At 67.4% G+C, this 15,446-nt stretch carries 16 protein-coding genes and 1 riboswitch; of the genes, 9 read left to right on the top strand and 7 right to left on the bottom strand.

Annotated features, from left to right (window positions below):
• The first annotated feature begins 76 nt into the window (after positions 1 to 76).
• The 6 genes from GO608_RS11725 (at position 77) to GO608_RS11700 (ending at position 6,475) form a co-directional block, all read left to right on the top strand.
• Positions 77 to 1,489: an efflux transporter outer membrane subunit gene (locus GO608_RS11725; RefSeq protein WP_247003083.1), complete on the top strand. Its 1,413-nt coding sequence runs from the start codon at positions 77 to 79 to the stop codon at positions 1,487 to 1,489.
• 313 nt (positions 1,490 to 1,802) lie between these two features.
• Positions 1,803 to 2,351: an iron transporter gene (locus tag GO608_RS11720; protein ID WP_169199670.1), complete on the top strand. Its 549-nt coding sequence runs from the start codon at positions 1,803 to 1,805 to the stop codon at positions 2,349 to 2,351.
• Between the two features lies 1 nt (position 2,352).
• Complete coding sequence (locus GO608_RS11715; protein ID WP_169199669.1) at positions 2,353 to 3,837, top strand: carbohydrate porin; 1,485 nt, start codon at positions 2,353 to 2,355, stop codon at positions 3,835 to 3,837.
• A gap of 78 nt (positions 3,838 to 3,915) precedes the next feature.
• A complete protein-coding gene (locus GO608_RS11710; protein ID WP_169199668.1) occupies positions 3,916 to 4,254 on the top strand; it encodes a cupredoxin domain-containing protein in 339 nt (112 codons plus the stop codon).
• A gap of 20 nt (positions 4,255 to 4,274) precedes the next feature.
• Complete coding sequence (locus GO608_RS11705) at positions 4,275 to 5,087, top strand: FTR1 family iron permease (protein WP_169199667.1); 813 nt, start codon at positions 4,275 to 4,277, stop codon at positions 5,085 to 5,087.
• 2 nt (positions 5,088 to 5,089) lie between these two features.
• Positions 5,090 to 6,475: a 4Fe-4S binding protein gene (locus GO608_RS11700; RefSeq protein WP_169199666.1), complete on the top strand. Its 1,386-nt coding sequence runs from the start codon at positions 5,090 to 5,092 to the stop codon at positions 6,473 to 6,475.
• A 75-nt stretch (positions 6,476 to 6,550) separates the two neighbouring features.
• Here GO608_RS11700 and infA read toward each other — a convergent pair whose 3' ends face one another.
• Together infA and GO608_RS11690 are read right to left on the bottom strand one after the other, a co-directional pair.
• Positions 6,551 to 6,811, bottom strand: coding sequence for a translation initiation factor IF-1 (gene infA, locus GO608_RS11695; RefSeq protein ID WP_053421334.1), 261 nt, complete (start codon positions 6,809 to 6,811; stop codon positions 6,551 to 6,553).
• Between the two features lie 152 nt (positions 6,812 to 6,963).
• A complete protein-coding gene (locus GO608_RS11690; protein WP_041645847.1) occupies positions 6,964 to 7,170 on the bottom strand; it encodes a cold-shock protein in 207 nt (68 codons plus the stop codon).
• Between the two features lie 317 nt (positions 7,171 to 7,487).
• Positions 7,488 to 7,556, top strand: a riboswitch (S-adenosyl-L-homocysteine riboswitch).
• Positions 7,557 to 7,631: 75 nt separating this feature from the next.
• Here GO608_RS11690 and ahcY point away from each other — a divergent pair.
• From ahcY to GO608_RS11675, 3 genes are read left to right on the top strand one after another with little or no spacing between them, the layout of a single operon-like run.
• Complete coding sequence (ahcY, locus tag GO608_RS11685) at positions 7,632 to 9,056, top strand: adenosylhomocysteinase (RefSeq protein WP_169199665.1); 1,425 nt, start codon at positions 7,632 to 7,634, stop codon at positions 9,054 to 9,056.
• A gap of 12 nt (positions 9,057 to 9,068) precedes the next feature.
• A complete protein-coding gene (metF, locus tag GO608_RS11680; protein ID WP_169199664.1) occupies positions 9,069 to 9,902 on the top strand; it encodes a methylenetetrahydrofolate reductase [NAD(P)H] in 834 nt (277 codons plus the stop codon).
• 51 nt (positions 9,903 to 9,953) lie between these two features.
• Complete coding sequence (locus GO608_RS11675) at positions 9,954 to 10,457, top strand: cupredoxin domain-containing protein (RefSeq protein WP_169199663.1); 504 nt, start codon at positions 9,954 to 9,956, stop codon at positions 10,455 to 10,457.
• On the opposite strand, the gene GO608_RS19690 is transcribed toward GO608_RS11675, so the two are convergent.
• The 5 genes from GO608_RS19690 to GO608_RS11655 all read right to left on the bottom strand — a co-directional run bounded on the left by GO608_RS19690 (position 10,412) and on the right by GO608_RS11655 (position 15,444).
• Positions 10,412 to 10,603, bottom strand: coding sequence for a DUF305 domain-containing protein (locus GO608_RS19690; RefSeq protein WP_169199662.1), 192 nt, complete (start codon positions 10,601 to 10,603; stop codon positions 10,412 to 10,414). The two genes, GO608_RS11675 and GO608_RS19690, sit on opposite strands and share 46 nt — an antisense overlap.
• 77 nt (positions 10,604 to 10,680) lie before the next feature.
• Positions 10,681 to 10,977, bottom strand: coding sequence for a hypothetical protein (locus GO608_RS11670; protein WP_169199661.1), 297 nt, complete (start codon positions 10,975 to 10,977; stop codon positions 10,681 to 10,683).
• A 107-nt stretch (positions 10,978 to 11,084) separates the two neighbouring features.
• Positions 11,085 to 12,611, bottom strand: coding sequence for a helicase HerA-like domain-containing protein (locus GO608_RS11665; protein ID WP_169199660.1), 1,527 nt, complete (start codon positions 12,609 to 12,611; stop codon positions 11,085 to 11,087).
• Positions 12,612 to 12,688: 77 nt separating this feature from the next.
• Positions 12,689 to 13,897, bottom strand: a complete 1,209-nt coding sequence (locus GO608_RS11660) for a 3-oxoadipyl-CoA thiolase (protein ID WP_169199659.1) — start codon at positions 13,895 to 13,897, stop codon at positions 12,689 to 12,691.
• 26 nt (positions 13,898 to 13,923) lie between these two features.
• The gene (locus GO608_RS11655; protein ID WP_169199658.1) at positions 13,924 to 15,444 is read right to left on the bottom strand and encodes a 3-hydroxyacyl-CoA dehydrogenase; all 1,521 of its coding nucleotides are present in this window, start codon (positions 15,442 to 15,444) and stop codon (positions 13,924 to 13,926) included.
• Between the last annotated feature and the right edge of the window lie 2 nt (positions 15,445 to 15,446).

Here is a 15,446-nt window from a genome sequence, read left to right as displayed (position 1 = left end):
ATCCCCGATGCACTCATCCTCCTTTCCCGCGCCGCCAGGTGGCTCGTCCCGAGCCGGCCGGCGTGGACGGCGCGCTTTGCTCCTCGCCGTCGTTGCGCTGCTCGCCGCTGGCTGCGCGATCACCGAGCCGACGACGCGGCCCGCGTTGACGATGCCAGGGGGGTGGTCCGAGCCCGTTCCCGCCGCCCCGATGCAACCGGGCGCCGGCTGGTGGCGCAGTTTTTCGTCGCACCAGCTCGAAGGCCTGATCGGTGAGGCGCTCGCCGGCAGCCCCGATTTCCGCATCGCGGCGGAACGCGTGCGCCAGGCCGAGATCCGGTTACGCACCGCCGGCGCGACGCTGCTACCGTTCGCCACCATCGGTGGCGACACCGACTGGCGCCGCACCGAGCCCGCCCGAGGACGTGCGATCGACAGCGAATCGTCGGGCGCGAGCCTCGCGGTCAGCTACGAAGTCGACCTGTGGGGCAGGCTGGCCGCGGGCGTCGCCGGCGCCGACGCGAGTCTTGCGGCGACCCGCCACGACTTCGACGCGGTGCGGCTGACGCTCGTCGCCGGCGTCGCGAGCACGTATTTCCAGCTGCTCACGACCCGCGCCCGCCTCGACATCGCGCGCGACAACCTCGCGATCGCCGAGCGCGTGTTCGACATCGCCGAGGCCCGCTATCGCAATGGCGCCGCGTCCGCGCTCGACGTCAGTCGCCAGCGCGGCATCGTGCTCGCGCAGCGCGCCGCGCTGCTGCCGCTCGAAAACCAGGAGCGCCAGACGCTCACCGCGCTCGCCGTGCTGCTCGGCCGCGTCCCGCAGGACTTCGGCGTCAACGGCGAAACGCTCGCCACGCTCGCGATTCCCGAAGTCGCCCCAGGCCTGCCTGCCGACCTGCTGGTGCGCCGCCCGGACCTTGCCAGCGCCGAAGCGCAGCTCGCCGGGGCGGACGCCGACGTCGCCGCCGCGCGCGCCGCGCTGTTGCCGGCAGTGCAGCTTTCGGGCTCAGCCGGCTTGGCGAGCACGGCGCTGCTGTCGCTCGCGAACCCGTCGAATAGCGTCGCGCTCAGCACGAGCCTTGCGCAGACGCTGTTCGACGGCGGGCGGCTGCGCGGCGACGTCGAGTCAGCGCGCTCACGCCGGCGCGAATTCGTCGAGAATTACCGCGCCGCGATCTTCACCGCGCTGAAGGAGGTCGAAGACGCGCTCGGCAACGCGGACCGCAACCGCCGCGAGGAAGACACCCAGCAGCTGATCCGCGACGAGGCGGCGCGCGCGCTGCGGCTCGCCGAGCTGCGCTACCGCGAAGGCGCCGACGACCTCCTCGCGGTGCTCGACGCACAGCGCACGCTGTTCCAGGCGCAGGACCGGCTCGCACAGCTGCGCTTCGCGCGGCTCGCCGCCGCGCTCGACCTCTTCAAGGCGCTCGGCGGCGGATGGGAGCACTCGGGTCCGGCAGCTTCCAGCACCGACGAAAACATCCGGCATGTATCCCAGCGATGACGCCGGGGACTGACCAGCTGCGCCCGCCCCTTCACCGCCAAGCCTCGCCCAAGGCCTGCCCCCTGGCATCCAAACCTCACGCGGCGACGCATTCCGAGCCTGATCGACGGGGCTGAGGCGCGATTCCGGCGGCGCCGTTCGTGCCGCCCGTCCCGAGTCCTGCCACCGTCGTTCCTCCCGGGCGGGATATTCGTTCCACGACAGCGAATCTCAAATTGGCTATTGCGAACAACTCTCATTATCTTTATTATTCTCACACATTCCGCTCATGGGTGCCGCATCCTGCCCATTCCAATTTTCGAAAGGATTCCCGATGCACCGTTTCCCGCTTCGCCCCCTCGCCGTCGCCGCGCTGGCCAGCCTGTCGTTCGCCACCCATGCCCTGGAATATCCCATCGGCACGCCGCAGCACCGCGACGGTATGGAAATCGCAGCCGTCTATCTCCAGCCCATCGAGATGGAACCGGACGGCATGATGAAGAAGGCATCGGAGTCCGACATCCACATCGAGGCCGACATTCGCGCGCTGGCGAACAACCCGAACGGCTTCGAGGAAGGCAGCTGGATTCCGTACCTGACGGTCAAGTTCGAGATCGCGAAGCTCGGCAGCGACTGGAAACAGTCGGGCGAGTTCATGCCGATGGTCGCAAGCGACGGCCCGCATTACGGCGACAACATCAAGCTCGCGGGCCCGGGCAAGTACAAGGTCAAATACACGATCCTGCCGCCGGGCGCCGCCCACCATGGCAGCCACTTCGGCCGCCACACCGACCGGGCGACGGGCGTGCGGCCGTGGTTCAAAGAGTTCGAGGTCGAGAACGAGTTCACGTACGTCGGCGTCGGCAAGAAAGGCGGCTACTGAAATGGCGCTGACCCGATTCGCCCGGACCGCCGTCGCGCTCGCGGTGCTGGGCGCAACCGGTGCGGGCCACGCCGCGCCCGCCCCGGACAAGGTGCTTGCCGAACTCAGGCGGCTCGCCGAACGGATCGAGAAACTCGAGCAGCGCAACAGCGAACTCGAAGCACGGCTCGCGGCGACTGCAACGCCCGCTCCGGCACTCGCACAGCGCGTCGAAGCGCTGGAACAGGCGAACCAGGATCTCGCCACGAGCCTCGGCAGCGACCGCATCAGCGAGCGTGAACCGGAGCTCGCGATCCGGCTCAAGGCGATCGAGGAACGGACCAATGCGATGGGCGCACCGTCGCGCCTGGCGGAGGCTCTCGATGGCATCGCGGTCGAAGGCAGCGTCGCTACCGTCGCGCAGCGGATCGACGGTGACGCGCGCGAAGACGGCAGGCACGAATCGCAGCTGTCATGGCGCGGCGACCTCGGCATCACGTTGCCGGCGGGCGATATCGGCCGGGGCCAAGGCGAGTTCTACACGCAGTTGCGGATGGGCCAAGGCGACAGCTTCACCGGCCTGAAGCCCACGTTCACCGCCGCGTTCAACAGCCTCGCGTTCCAGACCGGTGGCGGCTCGGAGGAAACCTACGTGATCGTCGCGCAGGCCTGGTACCAGCTGACGACGCCGCTCGGCGACAGCGCGGAGTCGCCGCACAGCCTGCAGCTCACCGTCGGCAAGATGGACCCGTTCGTGTTCTTCGACCAGAACGCGATCGCCGACAACGAAGCCGAGAAGTTCCTCAACAACGTCTTCGTGCATAACCCGATGCTCGACTCGGGCGGCGGGGTCGGCGCCGACAGCTACGGTTTCACGCCCGGCCTGCGCTTCGCGTACCGCAACGAAAGCGGCGCGCCCGACTGGTGGCAGGCGTCGATCGCGGCGTTCGGCGCCGGCGAAGGCGCGCGCTTCGGGCGCAGCTTCAACAAGCCGTTCGTCATCGGCCAGCTGGAGTACGGGCGCAAGAGCCACGGCTTCGACGGCACGTACCGCCTGTATGCGTGGCGCAACGGCCAGCACGAAGGTTTCGACGCGACGACCCGCAGCGCCAGCGGCTGGGGCGCGAGCGTCGACCAGCGCGTGCATGAGGACGTGACGCTGTTCGCGCGCTTTGGCCAGTCGAGCAGCAGCAAGGTGGCGTTCGACCGCGCCGTGACGATCGGCACCGAGATCGCCGGCAACGCCTGGGGACGCGGCGCCGACAGCGTCGGGTTCGCGTGGGGCTGGCTGCGCGCGAGCGACGAATTCCGCGACGCCGCCCCGCTGCTCGACGATTTCGGCTTCACCGCGCGTGGCGCCGAGCAGGTTGCCGAGCTGTATTACCGCTGGCACCTGAACGACCAGCTGTCGCTGACGCCGGACCTGCAATACGTGCGTCGCGCTGCCGCCGACCCGGACGCGAAAGCGATCACCGTCGTCGGCCTGCGCGGGCTGTATGCGTTCTAGACCTGCACGCCCCTCCTGCCCCGCCCGGCTCCCCGCCGCGCGGGGTTTTCGTCATTTTCAGCACAGGAATTCCCGATCGTGATTGTTCCGCGCCTGCTCGCCCGTGTACTGGGCATCCTGGCCCTGACGGCGTCGAGCGCCGTGCAAGCCGAATTGCCGACGTTCGAAGTCGTGGCCGAAAACGGCCGCTTCACGCCCGACACGATAACGGTGCCGGCCAACACCCGCTTTCGCTTGCAGCTGACGAACCGCAACGCCGGCCCCGAAGAGTTCGAGACGACGAGCCCGTTCAAGGAACTCGTCGTCGCGCCGGGCGTGACGCGCAGCACCATCTTTCCGCCGCTGAAGCCCGGCACCTACCCGTTCTTCGGCGAGTTCCACCCCGACACGGCAAAAGGCCGGTTCGTCGCCCAGTAACCGCAGATTCAGGAAACATCATGGGTAATTCGCTCTTCATCGTGTGGCGCGAGAGCGTCGAAGCGATCCTGGTGATCAGCATCCTCTACGCGTGGATTCGCACGCGCGGCAACGGCCGTATCGGCGTCCATCACCTGTGGGCGGGCGTGGCCGGCGGGCTGCTGCTCGCCGGCGTGCTCGCGCTGGCGATGCTCGGACTGCAGAGCCAGCTCGCCGGCGACGCGCTGGAGGCGTTCCAGGCCGCCATCGTCATCGTCGCCGCCGGCCTGATCACGCACATGGTGTTGTGGATGCGTGCGCACGGGCGGCACATGAAGCGCGAGCTCGAAGCGGGGCTGGCGAAAGCCGCCGACGCCGCGGGCGGAGTGTCGGTCGCGCTGCTCGCGGCGATCGCAGTCGGCCGCGAAGGGGCCGAAACCGTGCTGTTCCTGTACGGCCTCGGCGTCGAGCAGTCCGGCGACACGCTGACCCGCATGCTCGCCGGCGCCGGCCTCGGCTTCGTGCTGGCGCTGGCCACCGCGTGGCTGATTCAGCGCGGCTCGCACTGGCTGCCGAGGCGGGTGTTCTTCGGCGCGACCGAGATCGTGCTGTGTTTGCTCGCGGCCGCGCTGCTCGTGTCGGGCGTCGAACGGCTGATCAACATGGAATGGCTGCCGCCGCTGCTCGAGCCGGTATGGGACAGCTCCGCGCTGCTCGCCGACGGCAGCACGGCCGGCGGCATCGCCGCGGCGTTCGCCGGCTACCGCGCGCAGCCGTCGCTGACCGTGCTGATCACGTGGTTCGGCTACTGGGCGCTGTTCGCATGGTTCGGCCGCCCGCCGCGGAGAACCTGAGCATGACGAGCTGCAGTCTGCCCGCAATGCGCCCGCCGCGGCTCGCCCGGCTCGGCGACCTGATGCGCCGTCACCGCAACTGGATCGTCGGGGTCCAGTGGGCAGTGCTCGTCGCCTACGTTTTCCTCGTCGTCACGCCGGCTTTCCTGCCGCTGCCCGAGTCCGGCGCGCACGTCTGGGACAACTTGACATTGTTCGCACAGTTCGTGTTCTGGGGCATCTGGTGGCCGTTCGTGCTGGTGTCGATGATGCTGATGGGGCGCGTGTGGTGCGGCGTACTGTGCCCTGAAGGCTTCGTCGCCGAGCAGGCGTCGCGCGTCGGCCTCGGGCGTCCGGTACCGCGCTGGATCAAGTGGGGCGGCTGGCCGTTCGTCGCGTTCCTCGCGACGACGGTGTATGGCCAGCTCGTCAGCGTGTATGAATACCCGAAAGCCGTGCTGCTCGTGCTCGGCGGCTCGACTGTCGCGGCGGCTGCAGTCGGCCTCGTATACGGCCGCGGCAAGCGCGTGTGGTGTCGGCACCTGTGCCCGGTGAGCGGCGTGTTCGGCCTGCTCGCGCGGCTCGCGCCGGTGCATTTCCGCACCGATCGCGAAGCGTGGCAGGCGCATCCGGCAAAGCGGGTGATCCCGATCAACTGTGCACCGCTGGTCGATATTCGCCGCATGGAGAGCGCTGCCGAGTGCCACATGTGCGGGCGCTGCAGCGGTCACCGCGACGCGGTGCAGCTGGTCGGGCGCATGCCCGGTGCCGAAGTCGCGAGACTGCGCAGCGACGAAACCGACGTATGGGAAGCGCGCCTGCTGGTGTTCGGCGTCATCGGCACCGCTATCGGCGCGTTCCAGTGGTCGGCGTCGCCATGGTTCGTCCAGGCCAAGCTCGCTGCCGCCGAATGGCTCGTCGAGCGCGACGCCTTCGCGCTGCTCGACAGCGACATTCCGTGGTGGGTGCTGACGCATTACCCCGAAGCGAACGACGTGTTCACGTGGCTCGACGGCCTGATGATCCTCGGCTATATCGGCACGACCGCGCTCGTTCTCGGCGGCTGGATCACGCTGTGGCTGCGTGCCGCCGCGGGGCTCCTCGGCGACGCGGCGGCGCACCGGCGGCTCGCCTACGCACTGATTCCGCTCGGCGGCGTCGGCGTGTTCCTCGGCCTGTCGGCGCTGACCGTCACGCTGCTGAGTGCCGAAGGCGTCGTGCTCGCGAACCTGCCGCTGGTGCGCGGACTGCTGCTCGCCGTGGCTGCCGGAGCCAGCCTGGTGCTCGGCGCGCTGCAGGTGCGGCGTACGGTATCGTCCGGCCTGCGCCGGGCCACTGCGCTGCTCGCTTTTTGCACCGCCGCCGCAGGCGCGGTTGCGCCGTGGGTGACAATGTTCTTTATCTGGTGAAACGGGGTACGGGCGAGGACAGCAGTCCGCCGCCCCGACGCCTTCAGGCAGCCAGGTCCTGAATGCGGGACGCGATCAGCGTCTGCGCCGCTGCTGGGGACCGAGAGGCCCGCGACCTTCGATGTGGCGGAAAGTGATGCGCCCCTTGCTCAGGTCGTAAGGGGAAAGTTCAAGTGAAACTTTGTCGCCGCACAGGATGCGGATATGGTGCTTGCGCATCTTGCCCGCGGAGTAGGCGACGAGGTTGTGGCCGTTGTCGAGGGTGACACGGAAACGGGAGTCGGGCAGGACTTCAACTACCATCCCGCTCATTTCGATCAGTTCTTCCTTGGCGATGACGATGTCTCCAGAAGGAAAGCAGAAAGGGAAAAAGTCCGGCATGCGCCGTAATTTTTCCCTCGGGGAGGCGTTCTTGAAGGAATGCCGCAATCCCGGCCCCGTGTGGGGCCGAAGGCATGGCATTGCTGCCATGCCGCGTCCGGGAACGCTCAGTCAGCCGGACGGATGTTCGACGCCTGCTGGCCTTTCGGGCCGGAGGTGACGTCGAAGCTGACGCGCTGGCCTTCAGCCAGGGTCTTGAAACCCTGTCCCTGGATCGCGGAGAAGTGCGCGAAAAGATCGTCGCCACCGCTTTCCGGGGTGATGAAACCGAAGCCTTTGGAGTCGTTGAACCACTTCACGGTACCTGTTGCCATGTCTTGAATATCCTGAAAAATGAAGGGACGTGCCCTAAGGTGAGGGCGAAGCTCAAGACGGCAGGGTGATGAGGGAGAGATACCGCAGAAAAGCAGATACTGAACCTGACAACAACGGTGCTACTTGAAGATCGCTGCGGTGCACTGTGGACTGGATCACCGGGTTTTGCAAACGGAACGCACATTCTTACATCTGCTCAGCTCCGGATGAATGCCTCCGACATCGCCGATTGCCGCCGTTCCGGGGTGGTCCAAAAGGCGGGCATTGCAAATCGAAGCGGCGCTCCACGCGCCGCCGCGGACAGTTATAATCCGTGCCTGCCGAGGAGCGCTGCGAGACTTTCGTCCCAGGCTCGGCTCATTTTCCGCAACTGCGCTCACCTTAACCCGTGCCGGGCACGGGGTGACGAAGGTGAGCCCACCGCAGCACCCCTTCCCGGCCACACGTTCAAGGAATTCACATGAACTCTGTGGCTGAAAACTTCACCGATTACGTCGTCGCCGACCTCGCGCTCGCCGGCTGGGGTCGCAAGGAAATCCGCATCGCCGAGACCGAGATGCCCGGCCTGATGGCGATCCGCGACGAGTTCGCCGCCGTGCAGCCGCTCAAGGGCGCGCGCATCACCGGGTCGCTGCACATGACGATCCAGACCGCGGTGCTGATCGAGACGCTGACCGCGCTCGGCGCCGACGTGCGCTGGGCATCGTGCAACATCTTCTCGACGCAGGACCACGCTGCGGCCGCGATTGCCGCGTCCGGCGTGCCGGTGTTCGCGGTCAAGGGCGAGTCGCTCGCCGACTACTGGGACTACACGCACCGCATCTTCGAATGGCCGGGTGCGAACGGCGAGCCGGCCTTCAGCAACATGATCCTCGACGACGGCGGCGACGCGACGCTGCTGCTGCACCTGGGCGCACGCGCCGAGCAGGACATTTCGGTGCTCGCGAAGCCCGGTTCGGAGGAGGAACGCATCCTGTTCGCGGCGATCCGCGCGAAGCTCGCGATCGATCCGACGTGGTATTCGGAGCGTCTCGCCGCGATCCGGGGCGTCACCGAGGAGACGACGACCGGCGTGCATCGCCTGTACCAGATGTTCGAGCGCGGCGAACTGAAGTTCCCTGCGATCAACGTCAATGATTCGGTGACGAAGTCGAAGTTCGACAACCTGTACGGCTGCCGCGAGTCGCTCGTCGACGGCATCAAGCGCGCGACCGACGTGATGATCGCCGGCAAGGTCGCAGTCGTGTGCGGCTACGGCGACGTCGGCAAGGGCTCGGCGCAGGCGCTGCGCGCGCTGTCCGCTCAGGTGTGGGTCACCGAGATCGACCCGATCTGCGCGCTGCAGGCGGCGATGGAAGGCTACCGCGTCGTGACGATGGACTACGCCGCCGAACATGCCGACATCTTCGTCACCTGCACCGGCAACTACCATGTGATCACGCACGACCACATGGCGAAGATGAAGGACCAGGCGATCGTCTGCAACATCGGGCACTTCGACAACGAGATCGACGTCGCGAGCATCGAAAGCTACGAGTGGGAAGAGATCAAGCCGCAGGTCGATCACGTGATCTTCCCGGACGGAAAACGCATCATCCTGCTCGCGAAAGGCCGCCTCGTGAATCTCGGCTGCGCGACCGGCCATCCGAGCTACGTGATGTCGTCGTCGTTCGCGAACCAGACGATCGCGCAGATCGAGCTCTTCACGCGCACCGCGGATTATCCGGTGGGCGTCTATACGCTGCCGAAGCACCTCGACGAGAAAGTCGCGCGGCTGCAGCTGAAGAAGCTCAACGCGCAGCTCACCGAACTGCGCCCGGACCAGGCGGCCTACATCGGCGTGCCGGTCGAAGGGCCGTACAAGTCCGCCCACTACCGCTACTGACCGGGGGGCATCATGCACAAACCCGAACTTTCGATCGAGTTCTTCCCGCCGCAGACGCCGGACGGGGAAGAAAAGCTGCGGGCGACGCGCGCCACGCTCGCGGCGCTGAAGCCGACGTTCTTCTCGGTGACGTACGGCGCAGGTGGCTCGACGCGCGAGCGCACGTTCTCGACCGTCAGGGAGATCGCCGCCGACGGCTTCGAAGCCGCTCCGCACCTGTCGTGCATTGGCTCGACGCGCGCCGGCATCCGCGAAATCCTCGACGACTACGCGTCGGCCGGGATCCGGCGCATCGTCGCACTGCGCGGCGATCTGCCGTCCGGCGTCGGCGATCCCGGCGAGTTCCGCTACGCCAACGAGCTCGTCGAGTTCATCCGTGCGGAAACCGGCGATCGCTTCCGCATCGAAGTCGCCGCGTATCCTGAATGGCATCCGCAGGCGAAAAACCCGAAGGACGACCTCGCGGCATTCAGGCGCAAGGCCGAGGCCGGCGCGGATTCGGCGATCACGCAGTATTTCTACAATCTCGACGCTTACGTGCATTTCGTCGACCAGGTGCGCGCGATGGGCGTGGAGATCCCGATCGTGCCCGGCATCATGCCGATCGCGAGCTTCTCGAAGCTCGCGCGCTTCTCGGACGCGTGCGGCGCCGAGCTGCCGCGCTGGATGCGGCGCAAGTTCGAGGGGTACGGCGACGACACCGACTCGATCCGGGCGTTCGGCCTCGACGTCGTGACGAACCTGTGCGAGCGCCTGCTCGCTGCCGGCGCGCCCGGCCTGCATTTCTACAGCATGAACCAGGCCGGGCTGACGACGGCGATTTGCGAGCGTCTCAAGCTGGGTTGAAGGAGGCCTTCCGTTGAAGGCTCGTCGGACGGCAACCGAACGGAGCAAGTAATGAAGATTCGCAACAGTTTCCTGGCCGCTGCCCTCGTAACCGTCTCCCTGCTTTCGGGCGGCGCGGCAATCGCTCACGGAGAGGCGACGCACGCAAGGAACGCGGCACCGGTCAACAAGGAACAGCAGGACTGGGGCATCGCCGGGGACGCGGACGCAGTGACTCGCACGCTCCGGGTGACGATGACCGATCAGATGCGTTTCGACCCGGACCGCATTCAAGTGCGGCTGGGCGAGACGATCCGGTTCGTGCACCGCAATGCCGGGAAGGTGATGCACGAGATGGTGATCGGAACCAAGTCGGCGCTTGACGAACATGCCGATCTGATGGTGCGGTTCCCGGAAATGGAGCATGACGAGCCATGGATGACACACGTGGCGCCCGGCGGAAGCGGCGACATCATCTGGACTTTCAATCGGCCGGGCGAGTTTGACTTCGCGTGCCTGATTCCCGGCCATTACCAAGCAGGGATGGTAGGCCGCATCATCGTGTCCGGCGGATGACGGGGCCTGCCCCATACCCCTTGCAGAACCAGCTCGTACCACGCCTGCAGCCAAGTTTGCATATCGGCGACCTCGGTCTGCTGAGCGGCGATGATCTGCTGGCACAGCGATCGCAGCTTTTCGTGGACGGCCTTCGCAGGTTTCAACTTCGAAGCCGGTGATCAAATGCAGCCGTTCGACCCGAGCCTATCGAAAAGCGTCGACACTGTCGCTCGCACGGCGGTTAGCTCATGCCGTGGCGTCGCATCCAGTTGCGGAAATCCTCCTTCGCCGCGGCGCCCCGCAGGCGCCCGAGATGCAGCACGAGGTTTTCCACCATCGTGTGCGCGGCTATTGCGGCCATCACTTCCAGCCGTGCTTCGGCAGTCATGCCATGTTCGGCGAGTTTGCGGTCGATGGCGCAGAAGTGTTGGGCCATCAGGCGGCGGGCTTCATGCTCGCCGATGGCGAGGTCGCCGAAGTCGATGCGGTCTTCGGCCTCGATCTCGGCAATCAACGATTCAACGGATTGTGGCGTCATCGCGGACCTCCAGCTGACAATTGGTGGCGATTGGACCTGCGCCACCCCTCATCAGTGCCCGCCGACGCGTCATCCGTCTGCGACAGTCGACCCGCGCACGCGCAAAATCAGCGCTTGCGGCTGCTCCCGCCGAACAGCGAGCCGAGCACGCCGCGCACGATCTGCCGACCGACCGAACTGCCGATCGTGCGCGCGACGGTTTTCGCCGCGATATCGACGAGCCCGTCGCGCTTGCCGCCGCGTGGGCCGGTCGAACCGAACAGGATGTCGCCCATGCCGCCCATCAGGCCGCCCGACCCCGTACCTTCGGCCGGGCCAGGTCCGGAAGCCTGGGCTGCATCCGCCGCGGTCGCCGCAGCCGCCTGCGCCCGCAGTAATTCGTACGCGGACTCGCGGTCGAGCAGCTTCTCGTAATGACCGTACAGCACCGAGCCGCGGATCGCCTGGCTGCGCTCGTCGGGCGTCAGCGGACCGAGCCGCGACGCGGGCGCGATGACGGAGGCGCGTTCGACGATTTCGGGACGGCCTTTTTCGTCGAGGAAGGACACCAGCGCTTCGCCGACACCCAGCTCGGTGATCGCCGTTGCGGCGTCGAACGCCGGGTTCGCGCGCATCGTCTCGGCCGCGGTGCGGACCGCTTTCTGGTCGCGCGGCGTGAAAGCGCGCAACGCGTGCTGCACGCGGTTGCCGAGCTGGCCGAGCACGGACTCGGGCACGTCGAGCGGGTTCTGCGTGACGAAATACACGCCGACGCCTTTCGAGCGAATCAGCCTCACGACCTGCTCGACCTTGTCGACGAGAGCCTTCGGCGCGTCGTCGAACAGCAGGTGCGCTTCGTCGAAGAAGAACACCAGCTTCGGCCGGTCGAGGTCGCCGACTTCGGGCAGCTGCTCGAAAAGCTCCGCGAGCATCCACAGCAGGAAAGTCGAATACAGCGCCGGCGAGTGGTACAGCTTGTCGGCGGCGAGCACGTTGATGACGCCGCGGCCGTCGGCATCGGTCTGCATCAAGTCGGCGAGGTCGAGCATCGGCTCGCCGAAGAACTGGTCGCCGCCCTGCTCCTCGAGCGCCAGGAGGCCGCGCTGGATCGCGCCGATCGACGCGGCCGAGACGTTGCCGTACTGCGTCGTGACGGACTTCGCGTTCTCGCCGACGTGCTGCACCATCGCGCGCAGGTCCTTCAAGTCGAGCAGCAGCAGGCCGTTGTCGTCAGCGATGCGGAAGACGATCTGCAGCACGCCGGCCTGCGTCTCGTTGAGGTTCAGCAGCCGCGCGAGTAGCAGCGGTCCCATGTCGGAGACGGTTGCGCGCACCGGGTGCCCGGACTCGCCAAACACGTCCCAGAAGACGACGGTGTTCGCGCGCGGCGTGTAGTCGGTGATGCCGATCGCGGCGAGCCGTTGCAGCAGCTTGTCGCTCGCGACGCCGGCCGCCCCGATGCCGGACAGGTCGCCCTTGATGTCGGCGACGAACACCGGTACGCCGATGCTGGCGAAGGATTCGGCCATCTTCTGCAGCGTCACCGTCTTGCCGGTACCGGTCGCGCCGGCGATCAGGCCGTGCCGGTTGGCGAGTCGCGGCAGCAGGTTGATGTCCTTGTTCCCGGTGCGGGCGATCAAGAGCGGCTCGACCATGGCGAAATCCTCGATGGATGAATTCGCCCGAGTTTAGCAGGATGCCGGGGCGCAGGCCTCCCGGCATCCTGCGGCGATCACCCCGGAACGCGTTCGATGACCAGCGCGATGCCGTGGCCGACGCCGATGCACAGGCTGACGACCGCGTAACGCCCGCCGCGGCGCTCGAGTTCGCGCGCGGCCGACAGCGCGATGCGTGCGCCGGACGCGCCGAGCGGATGGCCGATCGCGATCGCGCCGCCGTTCGGGTTGACACGCGGATCGTCGAACGCGACGTCGAGCAGCTTCAGGCAGCCCAACACCTGCGGCGCGAACGCCTCGTTGATCTCGATGACGTCCATGTCCTTGAGCGTCAGCCCGGCGCGCGCGAGCGCTTTCGGGATCGCGTAAGCCGGTCCCACGCCCATGATGCGAGGCTCGACGCCGGCGACCGCGCCGCCGAGGATGCGCGCCATCGGCGCAGCGCCGGCCCGCTCGCCGGCCGCACGGCTACCGACGATCAGCGCAGCCGCGCCGTCGTTGATGCCCGAAGCGTTGCCGGCAGTGACGACGCCGTCGGCGAACAGCGGCTTCAGTTTCGCGAGCGCCTCGTACGTCGATTCAGGGCGCGGATGCTCGTCCTCGGCGACGACCAGCGGCGGCGTCTTGCGCCCGGTCGGCACCGAGATCGGAAGGATCTCGCCGGCATAGAAGCCGGCTTCTTTCGATGCCGCGTATTTCGCCTGAGACGCGGCGGCGAAGCGATCCGCGGCGTCGCGCGTGATGCCGAACTCCGCGGCCACGTTGTCGCCGGTCTCCGGCATGCTCTCGTTGCCGTACTCTTCGACGAGGCGCGGATTCGGGAAGCGCGCGCCGATCGTCGTGTCGAACACCTTGAAATCACGGCTGTACGCGGATTCGGCCTTCGCGACGACGAACGGCGCGCGGCTCATGCTTTCGACGCCGCCGGCAACGTACAGATCGCCTTCGCCGCAAGTCACCGCGCGCGCGCTGTCGAGCACTGCGGCAAGACCGCTGCCGCACAGGCGGTTGATCGTCTGGCCGGCGACCGTGGTCGGCAGGCCGGCGAGCAGCGCGGCGTGGCGGGCGACGTTGCGCGAATCCTCTCCGGCCTGGGCCGCGCAGCCGAGGATCACGTCCTCGACATCGGCGCCCTGGAACGGCGAGCGGACCAGCACTTCGCGGATCACGGTCGCGACGAGGTCGTCGGGGCGAACGGCAGCGAGCTTGCCGGCGTGGCGGCCGATCGGGGAGCGCAGACCGGCGTAAATGTAAGCGTCGAGCATCAATAGTCCTTGTAGGAAAAGCAGGTTCAGTTTTCGGGAGTCAGCAGCGACACGCCGAGGCGTGCGCGCCGGATCAGCCACGGACTCGGGCGGTAGCGCGGGTCGCGGTAGAAATCGTGGAGCCGCTCGAGGATCGTCAGCACCGTGGCGGCGCCGAGCGCATCCCCCAGCGCGAGCGGGCCTTTCGGGTAGCCGAGGCCGAGCCGGACTGCGGAGTCGATGTCCTCGGGAGTTGCGACGCGCTGCTGCGCGATGTCGCAACCGATATTGACGATCATCGCGACGACGCGCTGCGCGACGAAGCCCGGGCTGTCGTGGATCACCGAAACCACGATATCTTCGCCCGCGAGCGCGGCCCACGCGGCGTCGCGCGCGGCGGACGTCGTCAGCGGGTTCGTCATCAGCGTCAGGTGGCCGTCGAGAAACAGCGGATCGAGCGCGAGCGTGCGCGACGGGTCGAGTTCTTCGGCGAGCGCGGTCGTCGTCGTATCAAAGCCGACCGGCAGCACGAGGCACACCGAGCTGTCGGCCGGACGCTCGCCGTAGTCGATCGGGATGCCGCGCCCGGCGAGGAGCGTCAGCACGCGCGCGTGCCGGACCGGGTCGCTCGGGCTGACCCAGATTGGCGTCTGCGTCAGCGCCGGCACCGCCGGCGTCGCGACCGGCTCGGCTTGGCCGTTGGTATATGTATAGAAGCCGCGCCCGCTCTTGCGCCCGAGCAGCCCTGCGGCGAGGCGCGTGCGCGTCAGCGGCGACGGACGGAAACGCGGCTCCTGGTAATACTGCGCGTAGATCGACTCCATGACCGGGTGCGAGACATCGAGCCCGGTCAGGTCGAGGAGCTCGCACGGTCCCATGCGAAAGCCCGCGGCATCGCGCAGGATCGCATCGACGGCCGGGACTTCGGCAATGCCTTCGCCGAGGACGCGCAGCGCTTCGGTCAGATAGCCGCGCCCGGCGTGATTGACGATGAACCCCGGCGTGTCCTTCGCGCGCACCGGCGTGTGGCCCATGCGCCGCGCGAGCGCCGTCAGCGCTTCGCCCGCCCACGGCGAGGTCAAGGTACCGTCGATGACTTCGACGATCTTCATCAGCGGCACCGGGCTGAAGAAATGGAAGCCGGCGACGCGTTCGGGCACGCGGCAGCCGGCGGCGATCGACGTCACCGACAGCGACGACGTGTTCGTCGCGAGCAGGCACACGTCGGGAACGATCGTTTCGAGGTCGCGGAACAGCTGGCGCTTAGCGTCGAGGTCCTCGACGATCGCCTCGACGACGATGTCGCAGTCGGCGAGATCCTGCAGCGTATCGGCGATGTGCAGGCGCGCGACAGCGGCCTGCGCGTCGTCGGCGCTGAGCTTGCCTTTCTCGGCGAGCTTCGCGAGCATCTGCGCGACCGCATCGCATGCTTCAGCCGCGGCGCGCGGGCGGCTGTCGAAAAGCCGCACCTGCACGCCGCCCTGCACCGCAATTTGCGCGATACCGCGGCCCATCAGGCCGGTGCCGACGACTCCGAGAGTCAGGTTCTGGCGTGTCGCATCGAGCATGA

This window comes from Aromatoleum buckelii (assembly GCF_012910785.2).
Lineage (GTDB): Bacteria > Pseudomonadota > Gammaproteobacteria > Burkholderiales > Rhodocyclaceae > Aromatoleum > Aromatoleum buckelii.
The sequence above is the reverse complement of the archived record's forward strand: the minus strand, read 5'-3'. Positions and strand labels throughout refer to the sequence as shown.